This is a genomic window from Paenarthrobacter sp. NPDC090520 (assembly GCF_044769205.1).
In the GTDB taxonomy this organism is placed as follows: domain Bacteria; phylum Actinomycetota; class Actinomycetes; order Actinomycetales; family Micrococcaceae; genus Arthrobacter.
The window spans coordinates 12426-27127 of the sequence record NZ_JBIVXM010000024.1 but is presented as its reverse complement, the minus strand read 5'-3'; the positions used below and the strand labels follow the sequence as shown (position 1 = coordinate 27127).

The following is a 14702-nucleotide window of genomic DNA, read 5'->3' as shown; positions in this document are numbered from 1 at the left end:
AGAAGCAGTCATGCTTGAAAACGTTCGGCCGCAACTCTTGGCTGCCTTGGCCGACGACGGGTCCGAGGAGGCCTTCTGGGCACGCGTGGGCCGTACCGGCACCCCGACCGTCGAAGCGATCCCCGGGGGACGCTGCCGTGTGACCTTCCTGTGGAGGGAGACCGGCTCCGACGCCGAGGGAGGCATTGAACGGGTCTACATGGACGTCAACTCCGTTACCAATCATCACGCTGCGGTGCTTCCGGTCATGGAAAGGCTTCCAGGAACCGGCATCTGGTTCTGGGCTGTGGAGGTCTCCGGGGAGTGGCGGGGAAGCTACTCCTACATACCTGCCACAGCTGACCTCGTCCGGGAAGTGGATCCGCCGGAGGCCGGGTTGCAGGACACGAGTCGCCGGGCACGTTGGATCGCACTGCTCCAACACGCCCGGCACGACCCCTTCAACCCCGTACGGGCAGGCCTGAAATCGGGCTTGGCGATGCCCGGGGCGCCCCTGCAGCGTTGGTGGGATGATCCTGCCCCGACGTCCGTCACCGCCGGCAACACCCATGAACTGCCATGGGACAGCGGCCTGCTGGGCAGAACACGAACCGTCTGGGTCCACGAAACCCCCCACGACGCCGACACTGACAAGGCGGATCGTCCCTTGGTGATCCTGCTCGATGGCCAGCACTGGGTCCACCAAATGCCGGCCGCGCGCGTGTTTGACGCGGCTGTTGCAGAGGGTGAACTGCCGGCAGCGGTCATAGTGGCCATCGATGTGCTCAACGGTGCTGTCCGCTCCGAAGAACTTCCCTGCAACAGCACGTTCTGGGACGCCATCCTGACCGAACTGCTCCCCCTCGTAGAAACCGTCGCGGCCTTCACGAAGAATCCGCGCCGGACCGTCGTGGCCGGGCAAAGCTTCGGCGGACTGGCAGCCCTGTTCGCCGCACTGGAACACCCGGAACGGTTCGGTCTGGTGGCCAGCCAGTCCGGGTCTTTCTGGTGGCCCGTTCCCTACACGTCCCCGGTCCCAGGCAGCCCCGGCGGTGACATCGCCGAACGGATCGCCCGCACAACGTTTGAGCATCCGCCCGTCGTCCGGCTTCAGGCTGGTCTGCACGAAGGTGACATGGTCCTGCACAGCCGCACCGTCCATGAGCGCCTCATCGCCGCTGGAGTCGAGTCGAGCTTCGAAGTGTTCGACGGCGGCCACGACTGGTTGTGCTGGCGCGGCGGACTCGTGGATTCCACGATCGACCTGCTGAACACAGCCAGCGTTCCGACCGGTACGCCCCGGCCGGAGCCGGTCAGAGCGTGACGTCGGGGACGGCGGCCCAGGCCTGGATCAGCTGGGCGGCCCCGCTCGAGGACGCAGCGGAATCCGCGTACCTCAGCACCGCTGAACGCGGACAAGTGGCAACGAAACGGCGCCATGAGGACCGCGTCCGGTCCGCAAGTGCGAGGTTGATCCTCAAGGCAGTACTCAAGGGACAGTTCGGCATCGACCCCGCAGGGGTGGAGTTGGTGGCATCGTCCAGGGCCGCCAAACCCGTGCTGCACGTTGGCGGCGCCCCGTCGCGGCTGCGCGCCAACATCTCCCATGCAGGTGATGTGGTCATGGTCGCCGTGACCGAGGGGATTGACGTTGGCGTGGACGTTGAACACGAAGAAGCCACCGCATTTCCCGATTTCGATGCGGTGGCTCTTAGCGATGCCGAGCGAGCTGCCCTGCATGCCCTGCCCCGGGAACGGTGGCCGGGGACCCGCGCCGGGTACTGGGTCCGGAAGGAAGCATTGGTCAAAGCAACCGGCACCGGCCTTTCAGTGGATCCGCGCACCATCTGTTTCGAAAGCCCGGGTCCTGTCATGCCCCCAAGCATTGTCCGGCTGGAGCTTGGACGGGGATACGCTGCCGCGCTCTGTATTCCCGGCGCCTCATGCATCGACTTGCGCCACGTGGCGGTGGACCTCAACCTTCCTCCAAGGGAACGACCATAGGTTTGCCCGTCACTGGGTCAGGTATCACCAACGACTCCAGGCCGAACACTTCCCGGACCAGGTCCGCAGTGACAATGTCCGAGGGGCTTCCCTCTGCCACTTTCACGCCGTCCTTCATGGCGATCAAGTGGTCAGCGTAGCGGAATGCCAGATTCAAATCGTGCAGGACGGCCACCAGGGTGTACCGTCCGCTGCGGTGCAGCTCCCGGCACAAATTGAGGATCTCCAACTGATGGCTGATGTCCAGGTAGGTGGTTGGTTCGTCCAGCAACATGATGGGGCTCTCCTGGGCCAGGACCAGTGCCAGCCATACCCGCTGCCGTTGCCCGCCGGATAATTCGTTGATGTGCCGGTCAGCCAAATGCCTGATGTCCGTGGCGTCCATGGCCTTGGTCACGGCGGCCTCGTCCTCAGGTGACCACTGCTTCAACATGCTTTGATGCGGGAAACGTCCACGGGCCACCAAGTCCATGACGGTGATGCCATCCGGTGCCGTCGACGTCTGCGGCAGCAGCCCAAGCTGCCTGGCCACCTCGCGAGTGGAATACTTTTGAATCTGCTTTCCGTCCAGCATCACACGCCCCGAGGTTGGCGTCAGCAGCCGCGACAGGGCACGCAACAAGGTGGACTTGCCGCAAGCGTTGGGGCCGATGATGGCGGTGAACGAAAGCGGCGGGATGCTCACATCCAGGTTTTCTGAAATGATCCGGCCGTCATAGCCCAGAGTCAGCCCGGCGGCGGAGAGCGTTGCCGGTGTGGCAGGTGGTGCGATGGTCATGTTCGTCTTTCCAGGAATCAGAGCTGGCGGGAGCGGGTCAAAAGCCAGAGCAGGTATACCCCACCCACGAGCCCGGTCATGAGCCCGATGGGGATGGCAGCCTTCACGGGCAGGTAGAGGGACAGCAGGTCCGAGCCGACCAGCAGCGCGGCTCCCATCACGGCGCTGGACAGCAACGGGACCCTTGTTCCGCGAGTGAGCCGCAACACCAGCTGCGGCGCCGCCAAGGCGATGAAGGCAATCGGCCCGGCTGCCGCCGTCGCCAATGCTGTCAGTGCGACGGCGGCACCCATCATGACCAGCCGGGTCCGTTCCACCCTGACGCCAAGCTGGCGGGCGGAGTCGTCGCCGAGTTCCATCAGGTTCAGGTTCCGGCCGTACCAGCCAATGAGTGGCAGCAGCACCAGGAACCCGACAGCCACCGGTGCCGCTTGTTCCCAAGTACGGGCGTTCAAGGAACCGCTGAGCCACAGGTAGGCGGATTGGGCGAGCTCCAGGGAGCCCTTGGCCAGCAGGAGGGTGTTGAGGGCGCCGAGAATCGAGCCGACGCCGATTCCGATCAGGACCAGCCGGTACCCACCGGTCACGCCGCCCTTAATGGAGAGAAGGTAGACGATCCCGGCCGTGAGCAGTCCACCGACTACGGCGGCGGCAGCGGTGGCCGCAGCGCCGGCGTTGAACACAATGATCTGCAGGACAGCCCCGGTAGCGGAGCCGGTGGTGAATCCGATGATGTCCGGTGATCCCAGGGCGTTGCGTGAAATCGATTGGAACACGGCACCAGCCATGCCCAGGGAGGCTCCCACGAACACGGCTGTCACCAGCCGCGGAAGCCGGATTCCGGTCACGACCTTGGTGATACCGGCGTTCTGGTTCTGCCCCAGCAAGGTACCCACGACGTCGCCAAAGGAGAGCCGGATGGTCCCGGTGCCCATGGAAACGATGCCGAGGAGAAGAACAAGAAGTACAAGGGCAATGACCACGACGACAGTCCGCGGATGCCACAGGAACGAGTAGCTCCCCACCGTTGTCAGACGACCGACCGGAACCCGGGATCGTGAGGCCTGCGCCGGCAACGGGTTGCTGGTGTTTTGGACTGGGTTCATAGTCGTGCCATCTTTCTGCGGCGAACAAGGGCGAGGAAGACGGGCCCGCCGATGAGGGCGGTCATGATTCCAGCGCCGATTTCGCCTGGGAAGAGTACCAGCCGGCCCAAAATGTCGGCGGCAAGCAGCACGATGGCCGAGGTCACCATCGAATAGGGCAACAGCCATTGGTGGCCGGGCCCGACCAACAGGCGGGCCATGTGCGGGGCGGCCAGTCCAACGAAAGCGATGGGGCCCGCGGCTGCCGTGGCAGCGCCAGAGAGCAGCAGTACGGCGAGAGCGGAGATGATCATGGTTCGTCGGGGCGATATTCCCAACGCCCGGCTCAGGTCCCCGCCCAGGGCGAGGGAATCCAAGGACCGGGACATGCTGAACGCCAGGACGAAGCCCACCAGGCACACGAGGGCAACTACGGGCAGAACATCGAAACCGCGGCCCTGCAGCGAACCTGTCGCCCACTGGCGGAAGTCATCGTATGTATCGGGATCGCTGTTGATCAGTACGATCGACGTCAGGGCTCCCAGCACTACCGAAAGCCCGGCACCGGCCAGGACCAGACGGACCGGGTTCGTCCCGGCGTCATGAGCCCTGCCCAGCACGTAGACGATCACGCTGGCGATCCCCGCTCCGAGGAAACCGAACCAGACATATCCGGCCACCGCGCTTACGCCGAAGCTGGCAATCCCCACGGCAACCGCTGCCGCGGCACCGGAGTTGATGCCCAGGATGCCCGGCTCGGCCAACGGGTTGCGGGTCAACGCCTGCATCAGAGCACCGGCGAGGCCCAAAGCAGCGCCAACCAGGACCGCAAGGATCGTCCGCGGCAGACGCAGTTGGATTACCAACAGATGCAGGTCATTGCCCGGGTTGAAGTTCAGCAGGGCGTCAAGAGTCGTGTCCACGGGCACCGGGCGGGAACCCACCGCCAAGCTGACGACGCACAACGCGGCAACTACAACCAACCCGGTTAGCACGCCGGTACTCCGCTGCGCACGGCGGCGCAACGGAGTATCGGGCTTCGTGCCCGCACCGGGCTGGGCACGGGAAAGCAGGCTCATCGGCTGTGGTTAGCTGAATGTCTTGGTGAGAAGCTCAACCAACTGCTTGCCGCTGTAGTAATCCAGCCGGAACGACGTCTTACCCAGCGTGTGGACCGACTTGGCCTTCACGGCCGGCAGGTTGGCCAGTACCGGCTCGTCAAGAATGGCCTTGACATCCGCTTCTTCACCGCTGAGGACGAACAGGTTGTCCGCAGCTGCCGCCTTTGGAAGGTTTTCCAGGGACACGAACGCGAAGTCCGAGCGCGGGGTTTTGCTCGAATCCAAGCCCGCAGGGGCTTCAGCTACGTTGAAGCCCAGCGCCGTCAGAAGCTTGGCGTGGGTGCCGCTGAGCTTGCCTACGGCACTGTCATTTCCTGCGCCGTTGAAGTTCATGATGGTGGAGGTTCCGGCCGGATGCTTGATCTTCCCGGCCGCTTCCTTCACGGTGCCATCGAATTCAGAAATGGCCTTCTTTGCATCGTCTTCGTGGCCGGTGGCTTCGCCGAGTTCGGTCGCCAGGTCCTGCCACGTCTTGTCCGCGTAGTTCACCACAATGGTCGGAGCGATGTCGCTCAGTTCCTTGTAGTGGTCGGCGGCGCTGTCGGCGCCACTGGTGGAGACCACGATCAGGTCCGGGTCCGCCGCGATGACAGCTTCGAGATCCAGTTCAAGGTTCGGGTACAGCACACCGACGCCACGCTCATCAGCGACCGAAGCCCACTGGGAGAAGAATCCCTTGCTGTCGGTGATGTCGCCCGGGTTCGTTGCCGCGGTCTTCTTCACCGGTGCGTTGATCGCGAGCAATGAGCCGGTAGCGGTAATGGAGGTCGAGACGATGTTCTCCGGCTTGGCGGAGATGACCGTTTCACCGTTCTCGTGCTTGACCGTCCGGGGCCAGGAGCTGGCTGCCGCGCTCTCCGAGGTCTTCGGCTCCTGGGCAGCGGTGGATGCGCCCGAGCACCCCGTGAGGGCGATTGCAGCAGCCGCCAAAGCAGCGGCTGCCGGGATGAGTCTGTTGCGGAATTTCATGGTGTTCTCTCTTGGAAGATGCGAATGGAGAGCTGGAACGCAACCTGCGCACCCGGACATACCGGGGAGGAATCAGTCCAACCTCGAAGGAACTTAGCATAGGCTTACCTAAGAAATAAAAAGAGAACAGTTTCGTGACGTATTTATCCCGGAGCAGTCGCGGCGGGCTCCCGCTGCGCACGTGATGCCGCTCGGAAACAGGTGACTTTCATCACTCTGCAAGGGCTGGTCGCCGTTGGCTTTGCTCAGACGACAAGGCTTCGGCGGTGAGCAGCACGGTGCGCACAACTGCGGCCCGGCGCTGCCCTGCACGACCGGGGACGACGCCGGCCATCAGTCCATCAAGGGCCGGAAGGACCGGCGCGGCATCACAGAGGGTCACGATAGTGATCAGCAGATCGCCGGCGGCTTCTCGCGAAATGCCAGGAAGTGCGGTGAGTGTGCTGTCGACCTTCGCGGCGCAGTTGGCCAGGCGTGCAGGGAGGCCCACAACATCGTGTCCCCGCTCGAGCCCCTCCCAGAACAACAGCCTGGGAACGGTCGCGTCGTTCTGATGGTGATCAAACAATCGGCCGGCGTAGTCAGCCATGGCTTCGGGACCGCGGCCCTGGATGGGGACCTCGTCCATGACGGTACTCAAAGCTGCCACGATGACAGCGTCAAAAAGGGCGTTCTTGCTGCCGAAGTACTGGTAGATCCGCTCTTTGTTGACCCCCGCCTCCGCAGCAATCCGATCCACCCTCGCCCCAGCAAGGCCCCGGGCGCAGAATTCACCCATGGCCGCGTGGAGCAATTGTCTCTTTGTTCGTTCCGTATCCCATGCCATGCGACAACCTACCCTTCAACCCGGAAGCGGAGTTAGCTTAGGCTAAGCTAACTGGAAAACACTAATTGAGGCGGTACGGCGAGCATGGATTCGCTCGGGACGGCCGCTGGCTTTGCAGGATGGTCCCCCGTCTTGACGGCCCCTCTGGACGCACGAAGGAAACCAGCGACCCACATGCAACACAAGAACACCGCACCCACCAATGCAGGAGCCCCGGTCGGCGGACTCCCTCAGGCTTATTTGCGGGGCTTCCCCATCAGGATCCGCGAAGTGCTGGTGCTGCGTCGCGTGCAGTTGACACCGCGCATGATCCGGCTGACGCTGGGCGGCCAGAACATGGTCCGCTTCGAAAGCCACATTGCCGATGAGCACGTCAAGCTCATCTTCCCCGATCCGGACACTGGCGAACTTCGCGTTCCCGAGCAGGACGATGACCACCTTCATTGGCCCAGGCCGATGCCCGTCACCCGCGATTACACCGTTCGCAGATACGATGCCGCTGCCGGCGAATTCGACCTGGACTTCGTTGTCCATGACCATGGAACGGCCTCCGACTGGGCGCGCACAACGCCGTTGGGCGCACCCATCTGGGTCGCGGGTCCGCCCCGAGGAGTCGTCATCCCGGACGAATTCCGGTGGCAAGCCTACTTTGGAGACGAGACAGCACTTCCTGCGATAGCACGCCGCTTGGAAGAGCTCCCTTCAGCGATCATTGGGTACGCGGTGATCGAGGTGGGCTCAGCCGATGACGAACTCCCGCTGGTGGCCCCGCCTGGCATGGAAATCCGGTGGCTGCACCGCAACGGAGCCGAGCCCGGCACCACGAGGCTGCTCGCAGAAGCCGCCGAAACGATTGAGATCCCCCAAGATGGTCACAGTTACGTTTGGGCCGCAGGCGAAGCAGGTTCCCTGAAACCTCTCCGGAAATGGATCAAGGCCGCAGGGCTGGGCAAGCACTCGTCCGACGTCGACGGCTACTGGAAGCGCGGGGAGAAATCCAACCAGGAACCCGGCGTCGTGGGCACCATCATCAACAGGCTCGCACACGGGCACTGACGCCCGCGTCCAGACGACGCAGTGGGAAGGCTTTCCGCCTGGCTCTGCTGCACAATAGGGACCATGACCGAAAGTATCTTCACACCCGGAGCCGAAGTCACCACTGCTACCCGTGGACGCGGAACCGTTGTGGACGTCCGGGCAACTCCTGCAGGTAAATTCATCATCGGCGTGGAGGACCCTAGCGGTGAAGTGACCTATTTCACCGAGAAGGCAGTCCGGCCGAGCACGCGTATCCCCACATAACTCCGATCAATGCGGGCACTCTATTAGCCTTTAGGAGTGCCCGCCTCGGTGTACCGGGTCACGGTCGCGTCAGCCCTACGCACTGCCCTACGTGTGAGGATGAGGCCATGTCAGGCGAGATCGCGGTCCCCCTTCTGCCCTGCCGATCCATCGATGAGATCGCTGACTTCTACCAGATGCTCGGGTTCGAACGCACTTACTGGCAGACCAAGCCCTACCCTTGCGTCGGTCTCCGGCGCGAAGACCTCCAGCTGCAGTTCTTCGGACTGGACGGCTTCGACCCGGAGACGTCGTACGGATCATGCGTAGTCCTGGTCGAGGACACCATGGCGCTCTACGCGGCCTTCGCCGCCAGCATGCGCCGTACGCACGGCAAGGTACTGGTCTCCGGCATCCCGCGGATGACCAGGCCACGCAAGCGGAAGAACACCGGCAACGCCTCCGGCTTCTCGGTCGTCGACCCCGGCGGCAACTGGATCCGGTTCTTCCACAACACTGAAGCCGCTGACGACAGCGTCAACGAACCGTCCAGCCAACTTGCGAAGGCCACGCAGAATGCGGTCGTACTGGGCGACTCCAAGGGTGACACGCGGCAGGCCGCCCGAATCCTGGACAGCACGCTGACCAGGCACCGCGCGACGGCCCCGGTCACCGACTTGGTCGAGGCGCTGGTCTACCGCGCCGAGCTCGCACTGCGGCTCGGCGACAGCCCACAGGCCGGCGCACTGCTTGAGGAGGTCGCAACCGCCGAACTCACCGGCGAGCAGCGCAAGAGCCTGAGTGAAGTGCTGGCGAACGCAGCCGATCTGGAGCAGGCGCGGAACGCGGAAAACTGAGCGGACTATCCGCAAGCCGACCTCGTCTCAGCGGTCAGGAAACTCTTCCAGGCCGTCGACCCGAGGATTTCCGAAGCCAACAAAATGGAAAGCACCCACGTTTATCCATCGAGGCAATATTGGGGCCGTACGCTTACTGGCCGCTCACCGGTGCAGTCCCGAGCCCATAGCGAGGCTGATTTTCCGGCCAGCCTCTTTCAGTGCCGCCACGAGCCCAGCCACTTCGCTCGGGTTGAAACCTGAACGAGGGGCCGGAAAGCAAAGACCTCTCTGACGAGGGGTTATGCCGTGCCCGAGGTGGGACTCGAACGCGATTCCCGGCCTTGTTATTGCTGGGATCCCGCGGAAACCTGCGGAATCCGGGCCGGTCCGGCTGCTGTACGGGCCAGTCCGGGGCGGGAAGTGTGGACATTGATGCTCCTATTGTTGTCAACGGTTGTTGAGCCACGTGGACGCCCTTGACCCCGGGGCTTGCGCGGCCATGGTCAGGCAGGCAGCACGCGGGCCAACCCGGGATCCGGTATGTGCACGGTTGCAGGGGACTGGCAGTTGAGCCAGGTTTCGTAGCGTTGGTGGAAGTCGTTGTCGTGGGTGAGTCCGCGTTCGAGGCGGGACAGTGCGGTGGGCCAGACGTGGAGGGCGTCGGCGGCTTGCTGAAGGGTGAGCTGCTTGGTCGTGCGTACCGTCCGGAGTGTTCCGGCGTTGGGTCCCGGTTGGGGGTGGAGGAGTTGGTCGTAGATTTCGCGGGCGACGTAGCGCTTGAGGCAGCGCATGATTTCCTTGGTGCTCTTGCCTTCCTGGCGTCGTCTGACCACGTAGGCCCTGGTCCTGCGGTCGTACCTCATCCGCACGAGGACCACGCGGTGGATGGCTTTATTGGCCTGCCGGTCGCCGCCGCGGCTGAGCCGGTGCCGGGAGGTCTTTCCCGATGATGCGGGGATCGGGGCGACGCCGACCAGTGCGGCGAACTTCGCTTCGGAGCTCACGCGTTCGGGGTTGTCTCCCACCGTTACGAGGAGCTGGCTGGCGACGTCGGTGCCCACGCCCTGTAGATCGCGGAGCATCGGTGCGTGGAGGGCGAGGATGGCGTCGAGTTCGGCGTCGATCAGTGCCAGTTCCTGGTGCAGGTGCCGGTAGCGGACGGCGAGGCGTTTGAGCACTGTCGCGGTGCTGGTGAGTGGATCGGAGGCCGGTCCGGCGGGCCGGGTCTTTTCCAGCGCGGCCATCAAAGCGGGACTGGTCATGGCCCGGTATCTGGCGCGGATCGTTTCCGGTGCAGTCACCAGGATCGCCTTGACCTGGGCCATCACGGCGACCCGGGCGCGCATTGCGGTGGCGCGCTCGGCGCGCAGTACCCTCAACGATTCCACGGCTCCGTCCCGGGATTTCGGGGTGGCGCCGGCGCGGCCGGACAATACCGATTCGGCAGCCTGATAGGCGTCGAGCGGGTCGGATTTTCCCTGCAGCCGGCGGGCCTGCCGGTTCGGGCGCATCACTTCCACGACGTGAATGCCCTCGCCGACGAGTACGCGTGAGAGTTCGGCACCATAGCTGCCGGTCCCTTCCACGCCCGCGGCGAGGACCGGACCGAACTCTGCGATGAACTCGATGATGCCCTGGTAGCCGGACCCCGCGGCAGGGAACTCCCTATCGGCCAGATGCCTGCCGGTGTCGGTGATGAGGGCGACGTGGTGAGTACCGGCGTGGGTGTCGATCCCGGCGATGACTTTCAGATGTTCCTTTGCCATGATGAAACTGCCCTGACCTTTGCATGCAATGAGAAAAGGGCACGCCGGCCCGGTGGGCAGACAAGACAGTAACGGGACTCTTCCGAACAGGCTCCTATAAGGTCATGTCCACCTGGCCGCCGCGTTTACTGCGAGTCGTGTCGCGGCGGACAGATCAATGTCAAGACAAACCCCTCACAGGGCGTCAACCACACGTAGAGCCACGCCGCGACACAACCAATTCCATCATTACTGTCCACACTTCCTTTTTGCCCGTCGACCAAGGCCGCTCGGTCGCCCCTGATGACGCACTAGACATCCCGCCGAAGCCTGAACGGGGAGTATGGCGGACTGGAACTTCGCAGCCCATATGCGGACAAGAAGCCTTCATCGTTTCACCTCCTTTCGCCCTTTCATGGATGACCAGAACCCTTGCCACATGACTTTCCCCCGAAACCCCAAGGGGTACCGCTTTGGTACCATTGGGTCATGGCTATGAATCTTCGTGTTCCCGAGGACCTCGATCGGCGTTTGGAGAAACTGGCTGCCGAGGAGCACACGTCCAAGTCCGCCTTACTGTTGCAGGGCGCTGAACTGGTCCTCCAACGCCATGCGCGTCGCCGTGAAATCAGCGAGGGCCTCGATTTCGTCATGAGCCACGACGCTGAGCTGCTGACGCGTCTTGAAGACGCGTGACCGCCTACCTTGACATCGAGGACGCCCTCCAGGTTGTTGACCGGTACGGCTTCCACATCCGTGACGTAGGCCTCCTCGCATCTGCATTGGCACGGCCTGCAACAGCCGTCATGGGCACTGAAGCCTATCCGGAACTCCCTCTCAAGGCAGCCGCTCTGTTGGAATCTGTCGCGAGGTTTCACCCACTCGTCGATGGGAACAAGCGCACAGCGTGGACGCTCATGGTGCTGCTGCTCTGGATCAACGGCTACAGACACGACTTCACCACCTATGAGGGCTTCGAGCTCGTCGTCGGAGTCGCCAAAGGCACCATCCCGCTGAAGGACTCAGCCACCGAAATAACCCGGCATCTGCTGCAACGCTAGCTGTTCCGTCCCGGGGCACGCAGCAGAGCCCATTGGACAAGGGACTCTTCAGCGGCCACTCCCGTGCCAATCCCGGCCTTGCCGGCAATCACACACTGAGTTGAAGCCGCGCGATCGTAATCTCACTTTGAGCTGGATTCGGCATTGGATCTCCGGAAATCTGTCAGAGGCGCCCAGCAGACTCCCGACCATTCGCCCGCGGCGGAACCCCGCGACAACCTCGCCACTTGGCGCTTCGGCCGCATGCACCCCGCCCGCCGTATCAACAGCACGCGTGACTTCAACGCCGAAGAAGCACTGGACGTGTCAGATGACTGAGTCGGCACGATTCTCAGTTAAGTTGCCAGTCCAAGATTGCCTGGCTCTGGCTAGCGGGTGCTTCAGCGAGGCGTTCTTACGAGCGCCCCGCTGATCTACGGAGATGCTCCAATCTGTCAGTTCCCACGTGGTGCTGGAGAACCGCATTGAGAACGGATATCCCACCCTCGGACGAATATGTCAGTTGCGCTTTGCGCGATTCGGCCGACCCCTGAAGCAGCGGTTTGCCGCCCGCCGGTGCTCCGCGTTTGACGGCTTCATGGTTGTTGTGAGCGTCTTTCGCCTTTCGTGCCGCGGATGCTGTTGGATCCGCCCGTCTCTGGATCCGCGCCCCCAGTAAAACCGGGAATACAAACGGGACAGCCTTCGTTCCGTTAACCGAATCTAATTCGGTATAGAAAAGGGCAGTACACATGAGCATCAATCGCAATGAGCTTCTTCAGGCTCGATACGGACGTCAGAGCACGCCGGAGAACATCATCTGGAACGAACAGATCGAAGCGCTGATCTCGCATCGCTCGGTTCGCTCCTTCCTCGACGAGCCACTGCCCGATGGCGCCCTCGAGACGATCGTCGCCGCGGCGCAGTCGGCTTCGACATCCTCAAACCTGCACCAGTGGAGCGTCGTGGCCATCTCCGATCCAACAATGAAAGCCGAGCTGGCTCGCCTGACCCACAGTGCAAGCATGCGCGGAGGTGGATACGACTTCGTGAGCGAGGCTCCAACTATCCTTCTGTGGGTGGCAGACATGTCCAGGAACCACGACCTCGTCACCTCGAAGGGTGCAGTGCCCGAAGTGGTCGAGTACGTCGATGCGTTCCTCATGGCTTCCCTCGACGCGGCCCTGGCCGGGCAGAACGGGCTGGTCGCCGCTGAAGCGATAGGTCTCGGAGGCGTCTACCTCGGATCGCTCCGAAACCATTCCCAGGAACTTGCTGACCTCATCGGCCTGCCAGCCTACGCCTACGTCGTGTTCGGTATGGCCGTGGGAAAGCCTGACCCTCACCGTCCGGCTGCCCTGCGCCCCCGACCCGCCCAAAGTGTTGTCCTGCACCATGAAAAGTACCAGCCGCAGCCTTCACACGAATGGGTCGAGGAGTACGAAGAGGTATTCAAGGACTTCCGCGCCGAGTACGGGCTCCGCGACAAAACCTGGGCGGACGCTGTTGTCGTCGGAACAGGGCTGCCCTATATGGACGGCCGCGAGAATCTCCGCCAAACACTGCAAGAACGCGGCTACCAGCTCCGCTGAACCGATAGGAGAAGATAAGGGCATGCCACGACCCAAAAACCCACTGCTATCATCCACGGCGATCGCAAACGCCGCTTTGCAACTCGTCGAAGACACCGGTGACATCCAAATGGTTCAGCTCGCCCGACACCTGGGCGTGGCACCCTCATCGCTTTACACCCACGTCAGCGGGCGCAGCGAGGTTATCGACCTCGCGCGGCTGCAAATGCTCAAGCAGATGACTCCGGCCGAGCCGGGCCAGAACTGGCAGGTGGCCGTCGAGGCGCTACTGCGACAGCTCACCATGCTCTACGCGCGCCACCGGAAAATCCTCCCGCTGATCTTTGCCACCACCGTCACAGACGAGCGATCAATCTCGGTCTACGAACCAGTCTTCGCCGCGCTGCTCACCGGCGGATTCCGCGCGGAACAGCTGCGCCTGGTGATTGCACTCGTGGAGTTCCAGGCAATGGGCATCGCGCAGGGGCTTCCGGTGCCGGCAATGTCCGCCGGCATCCGCGAAACACTGCCAGCCTACACAGCATCGATCGTTCACTCCCGCTACAGCCAAGCATCCGCAACCGACTTCGCCGTCAACACCATCATCCGCGGGCTCGAATCAACTCTCGCCGACGACCAGCACCACGAACTGACACAACCAAGCCGCAATGTCATGCTGCGACCCTCTCCCCCAGCTTGACGGAATCGCGGATATCGGACTTCCGGACGAGGCGGCATTAGACGAGAGAATCGCGCATTAAACGATGGTTAGCTTGTCAGAAGAACATGGATCTGGCTGATCGCGTCATCAAGTCGGTCGACGCTTACTGGACTGCAGATGTCCGTATCCTCGGCGCCCCTGCAAGATGGAACAGCCGACTTGGTTTTTCCATCGAAGAAGCCCCGACCCTATGCCGACGGCGCCCTTGAGGGTTACGCCCGGGATGCTGGCTACACCTTGCCCGAGCCGGTCGGCACCCACGTCTTCAGAACTCGCCCGGATCGGCACGGCATGGCATGGGGTAGCATTTCCCGAAGGCCAGCCGACCCCTGAGGCGCCCAGGAAGTGCTGCTCCAGCTAGATCATGTTAATCGCAGGCTTGAGCGGCCTGCGGCGACCTTGACGCTTCTCCACCATCGAAGGCACCGATGCCAAGCGGCCGGTCTATTCCTCTTACCCCTTGAGGCTGGCCAAACTAGCTTGACGTCATGGGCCGTGGTGCGGAGTTGGTCGATCAAGCCCCGATCAGTGCTGATGTCCATAAATTGCTCAAGGGTTGGGAAGACTTCAACCGTAGCGAGACTTGGCGTGAAATCTCGGCCGCCAGAAGTGTCAGTCGCTAGGGTCCGGCACACTACTGGCGGATGTTTGCGGCCATGCGGATGTCGTTGACAAACGGAGAAGCTCATCCCGCACACAGCAGGAGCCGGGGGCATCCCGTGATCTTGCCGCGCGGACTATGC

15 protein-coding genes are annotated in these 14702 nt (G+C 62.9%); 9 read left to right on the top strand and 6 right to left on the bottom strand.

Annotation, left to right across the window (positions count from 1 at the left end; genetic code table 11):
- The first annotated feature begins 10 nt into the window (after positions 1–10).
- Both fes and ACIQTZ_RS21035 read left to right on the top strand, forming a co-directional pair.
- Entirely contained in the window at positions 11–1303 is a 1293-nt protein-coding gene (gene fes, locus ACIQTZ_RS21040; protein ID WP_402983695.1) for an enterochelin esterase, read from the top strand.
- Positions 1300–1983 carry a 4'-phosphopantetheinyl transferase family protein gene (locus tag ACIQTZ_RS21035; protein WP_402983693.1) on the top strand — a complete coding sequence of 228 codons (684 nt, stop codon included), beginning with the start codon at positions 1300–1302 and terminating at the stop codon, positions 1981–1983. The genes fes and ACIQTZ_RS21035 overlap by 4 nt, the downstream gene beginning before the upstream one ends.
- Here the strand turns inward: ACIQTZ_RS21035 and ACIQTZ_RS21030 are convergent.
- The 5 genes from ACIQTZ_RS21030 to ACIQTZ_RS21010 all read right to left on the bottom strand — a co-directional run bounded on the left by ACIQTZ_RS21030 (position 1955) and on the right by ACIQTZ_RS21010 (position 6762).
- A complete protein-coding gene (locus ACIQTZ_RS21030) occupies positions 1955–2761 on the bottom strand; it encodes an ABC transporter ATP-binding protein (RefSeq protein WP_402983691.1) in 807 nt (268 codons plus the stop codon). The genes ACIQTZ_RS21035 and ACIQTZ_RS21030 overlap by 29 nt on opposite strands.
- 17 nt (positions 2762–2778) lie before the next feature.
- Positions 2779–3867, bottom strand: coding sequence for a FecCD family ABC transporter permease (locus ACIQTZ_RS21025; RefSeq protein ID WP_402983689.1), 1089 nt, complete (start codon positions 3865–3867; stop codon positions 2779–2781).
- Positions 3864–4925: a FecCD family ABC transporter permease gene (locus ACIQTZ_RS21020; protein WP_402983687.1), complete on the bottom strand. Its 1062-nt coding sequence runs from the start codon at positions 4923–4925 to the stop codon at positions 3864–3866. Before ACIQTZ_RS21020 ends, ACIQTZ_RS21025 begins: the two co-directional genes overlap by 4 nt.
- 9 nt (positions 4926–4934) lie before the next feature.
- Entirely contained in the window at positions 4935–5936 is a 1002-nt protein-coding gene (gene fepB, locus ACIQTZ_RS21015) for a Fe2+-enterobactin ABC transporter substrate-binding protein (RefSeq protein WP_402983685.1), read from the bottom strand.
- Between the two features lie 211 nt (positions 5937–6147).
- The gene (locus ACIQTZ_RS21010; RefSeq protein WP_400336506.1) at positions 6148–6762 is read right to left on the bottom strand and encodes a TetR/AcrR family transcriptional regulator; all 615 of its coding nucleotides are present in this window, start codon (positions 6760–6762) and stop codon (positions 6148–6150) included.
- A gap of 174 nt (positions 6763–6936) precedes the next feature.
- On the opposite strand from ACIQTZ_RS21010, the gene ACIQTZ_RS21005 reads away from it, so the two are divergent.
- From ACIQTZ_RS21005 to ACIQTZ_RS20995, 3 genes are all read left to right on the top strand, one after another.
- Positions 6937–7818 (top strand): siderophore-interacting protein, encoded by an 882-nt coding sequence (locus ACIQTZ_RS21005; RefSeq protein WP_402983682.1) that lies wholly within the window; start codon positions 6937–6939, stop codon positions 7816–7818.
- 63 nt (positions 7819–7881) lie between these two features.
- The gene (locus ACIQTZ_RS21000) at positions 7882–8064 is read left to right on the top strand and encodes a hypothetical protein (protein WP_402983679.1); all 183 of its coding nucleotides are present in this window, start codon (positions 7882–7884) and stop codon (positions 8062–8064) included.
- 107 nt (positions 8065–8171) lie between these two features.
- Positions 8172–8900 carry a hypothetical protein gene (locus ACIQTZ_RS20995; RefSeq protein ID WP_402983676.1) on the top strand — a complete coding sequence of 243 codons (729 nt, stop codon included), beginning with the start codon at positions 8172–8174 and terminating at the stop codon, positions 8898–8900.
- Positions 8901–9385: 485 nt separating this feature from the next.
- On the opposite strand, the gene ACIQTZ_RS20990 is transcribed toward ACIQTZ_RS20995, so the two are convergent.
- Positions 9386–10648: an IS110 family transposase gene (locus tag ACIQTZ_RS20990; protein ID WP_402983674.1), complete on the bottom strand. Its 1263-nt coding sequence runs from the start codon at positions 10646–10648 to the stop codon at positions 9386–9388.
- A 468-nt stretch (positions 10649–11116) separates the two neighbouring features.
- Between ACIQTZ_RS20990 and ACIQTZ_RS20985 the strand changes: the two genes are divergently transcribed.
- From ACIQTZ_RS20985 to ACIQTZ_RS20970, 4 genes are all read left to right on the top strand, one after another.
- Positions 11117–11323 carry a ribbon-helix-helix protein, CopG family gene (locus ACIQTZ_RS20985; protein WP_223941739.1) on the top strand — a complete coding sequence of 69 codons (207 nt, stop codon included), beginning with the start codon at positions 11117–11119 and terminating at the stop codon, positions 11321–11323.
- A complete protein-coding gene (locus ACIQTZ_RS20980; protein ID WP_402983670.1) occupies positions 11320–11688 on the top strand; it encodes a type II toxin-antitoxin system death-on-curing family toxin in 369 nt (122 codons plus the stop codon). The genes ACIQTZ_RS20985 and ACIQTZ_RS20980 overlap by 4 nt, the downstream gene beginning before the upstream one ends.
- 731 nt (positions 11689–12419) lie before the next feature.
- The gene (locus tag ACIQTZ_RS20975; RefSeq protein WP_402983667.1) at positions 12420–13259 is read left to right on the top strand and encodes an NADPH-dependent oxidoreductase; all 840 of its coding nucleotides are present in this window, start codon (positions 12420–12422) and stop codon (positions 13257–13259) included.
- A 22-nt stretch (positions 13260–13281) separates the two neighbouring features.
- Positions 13282–13938 carry a TetR/AcrR family transcriptional regulator gene (locus ACIQTZ_RS20970; RefSeq protein WP_402983664.1) on the top strand — a complete coding sequence of 219 codons (657 nt, stop codon included), beginning with the start codon at positions 13282–13284 and terminating at the stop codon, positions 13936–13938.
- Positions 13939–14702 lie beyond the last annotated feature (764 nt).

Bases quoted from the DNA above. Each gene is read 5' to 3' on its own strand.
- fes (WP_402983695.1), top strand. From the start codon at position 11: ATGCTTGAAAACGTTCGGCCGCAACTCTTGGCTGCCTTGGCCGACGAC.
- ACIQTZ_RS21030 (WP_402983691.1), bottom strand. From the start codon at position 2,761: ATGACCATCGCACCACCTGCCACACCGGCAACGCTCTCCGCCGCCGGG.
- ACIQTZ_RS21025 (WP_402983689.1), bottom strand. From the start codon at position 3,867: ATGAACCCAGTCCAAAACACCAGCAACCCGTTGCCGGCGCAGGCCTCA.
- ACIQTZ_RS21020 (WP_402983687.1), bottom strand. From the start codon at position 4,925: ATGAGCCTGCTTTCCCGTGCCCAGCCCGGTGCGGGCACGAAGCCCGAT.
- fepB (WP_402983685.1), bottom strand. From the start codon at position 5,936: ATGAAATTCCGCAACAGACTCATCCCGGCAGCCGCTGCTTTGGCGGCT.
- ACIQTZ_RS21010 (WP_400336506.1), bottom strand. From the start codon at position 6,762: ATGGCATGGGATACGGAACGAACAAAGAGACAATTGCTCCACGCGGCC.
- ACIQTZ_RS21005 (WP_402983682.1), top strand. From the start codon at position 6,937: ATGCAACACAAGAACACCGCACCCACCAATGCAGGAGCCCCGGTCGGC.
- ACIQTZ_RS21000 (WP_402983679.1), top strand. From the start codon at position 7,882: ATGACCGAAAGTATCTTCACACCCGGAGCCGAAGTCACCACTGCTACC.
- ACIQTZ_RS20995 (WP_402983676.1), top strand. From the start codon at position 8,172: ATGTCAGGCGAGATCGCGGTCCCCCTTCTGCCCTGCCGATCCATCGAT.
- ACIQTZ_RS20990 (WP_402983674.1), bottom strand. From the start codon at position 10,648: ATGGCAAAGGAACATCTGAAAGTCATCGCCGGGATCGACACCCACGCC.
- ACIQTZ_RS20985 (WP_223941739.1), top strand. From the start codon at position 11,117: ATGGCTATGAATCTTCGTGTTCCCGAGGACCTCGATCGGCGTTTGGAG.
- ACIQTZ_RS20975 (WP_402983667.1), top strand. From the start codon at position 12,420: ATGAGCATCAATCGCAATGAGCTTCTTCAGGCTCGATACGGACGTCAG.
- ACIQTZ_RS20970 (WP_402983664.1), top strand. From the start codon at position 13,282: ATGCCACGACCCAAAAACCCACTGCTATCATCCACGGCGATCGCAAAC.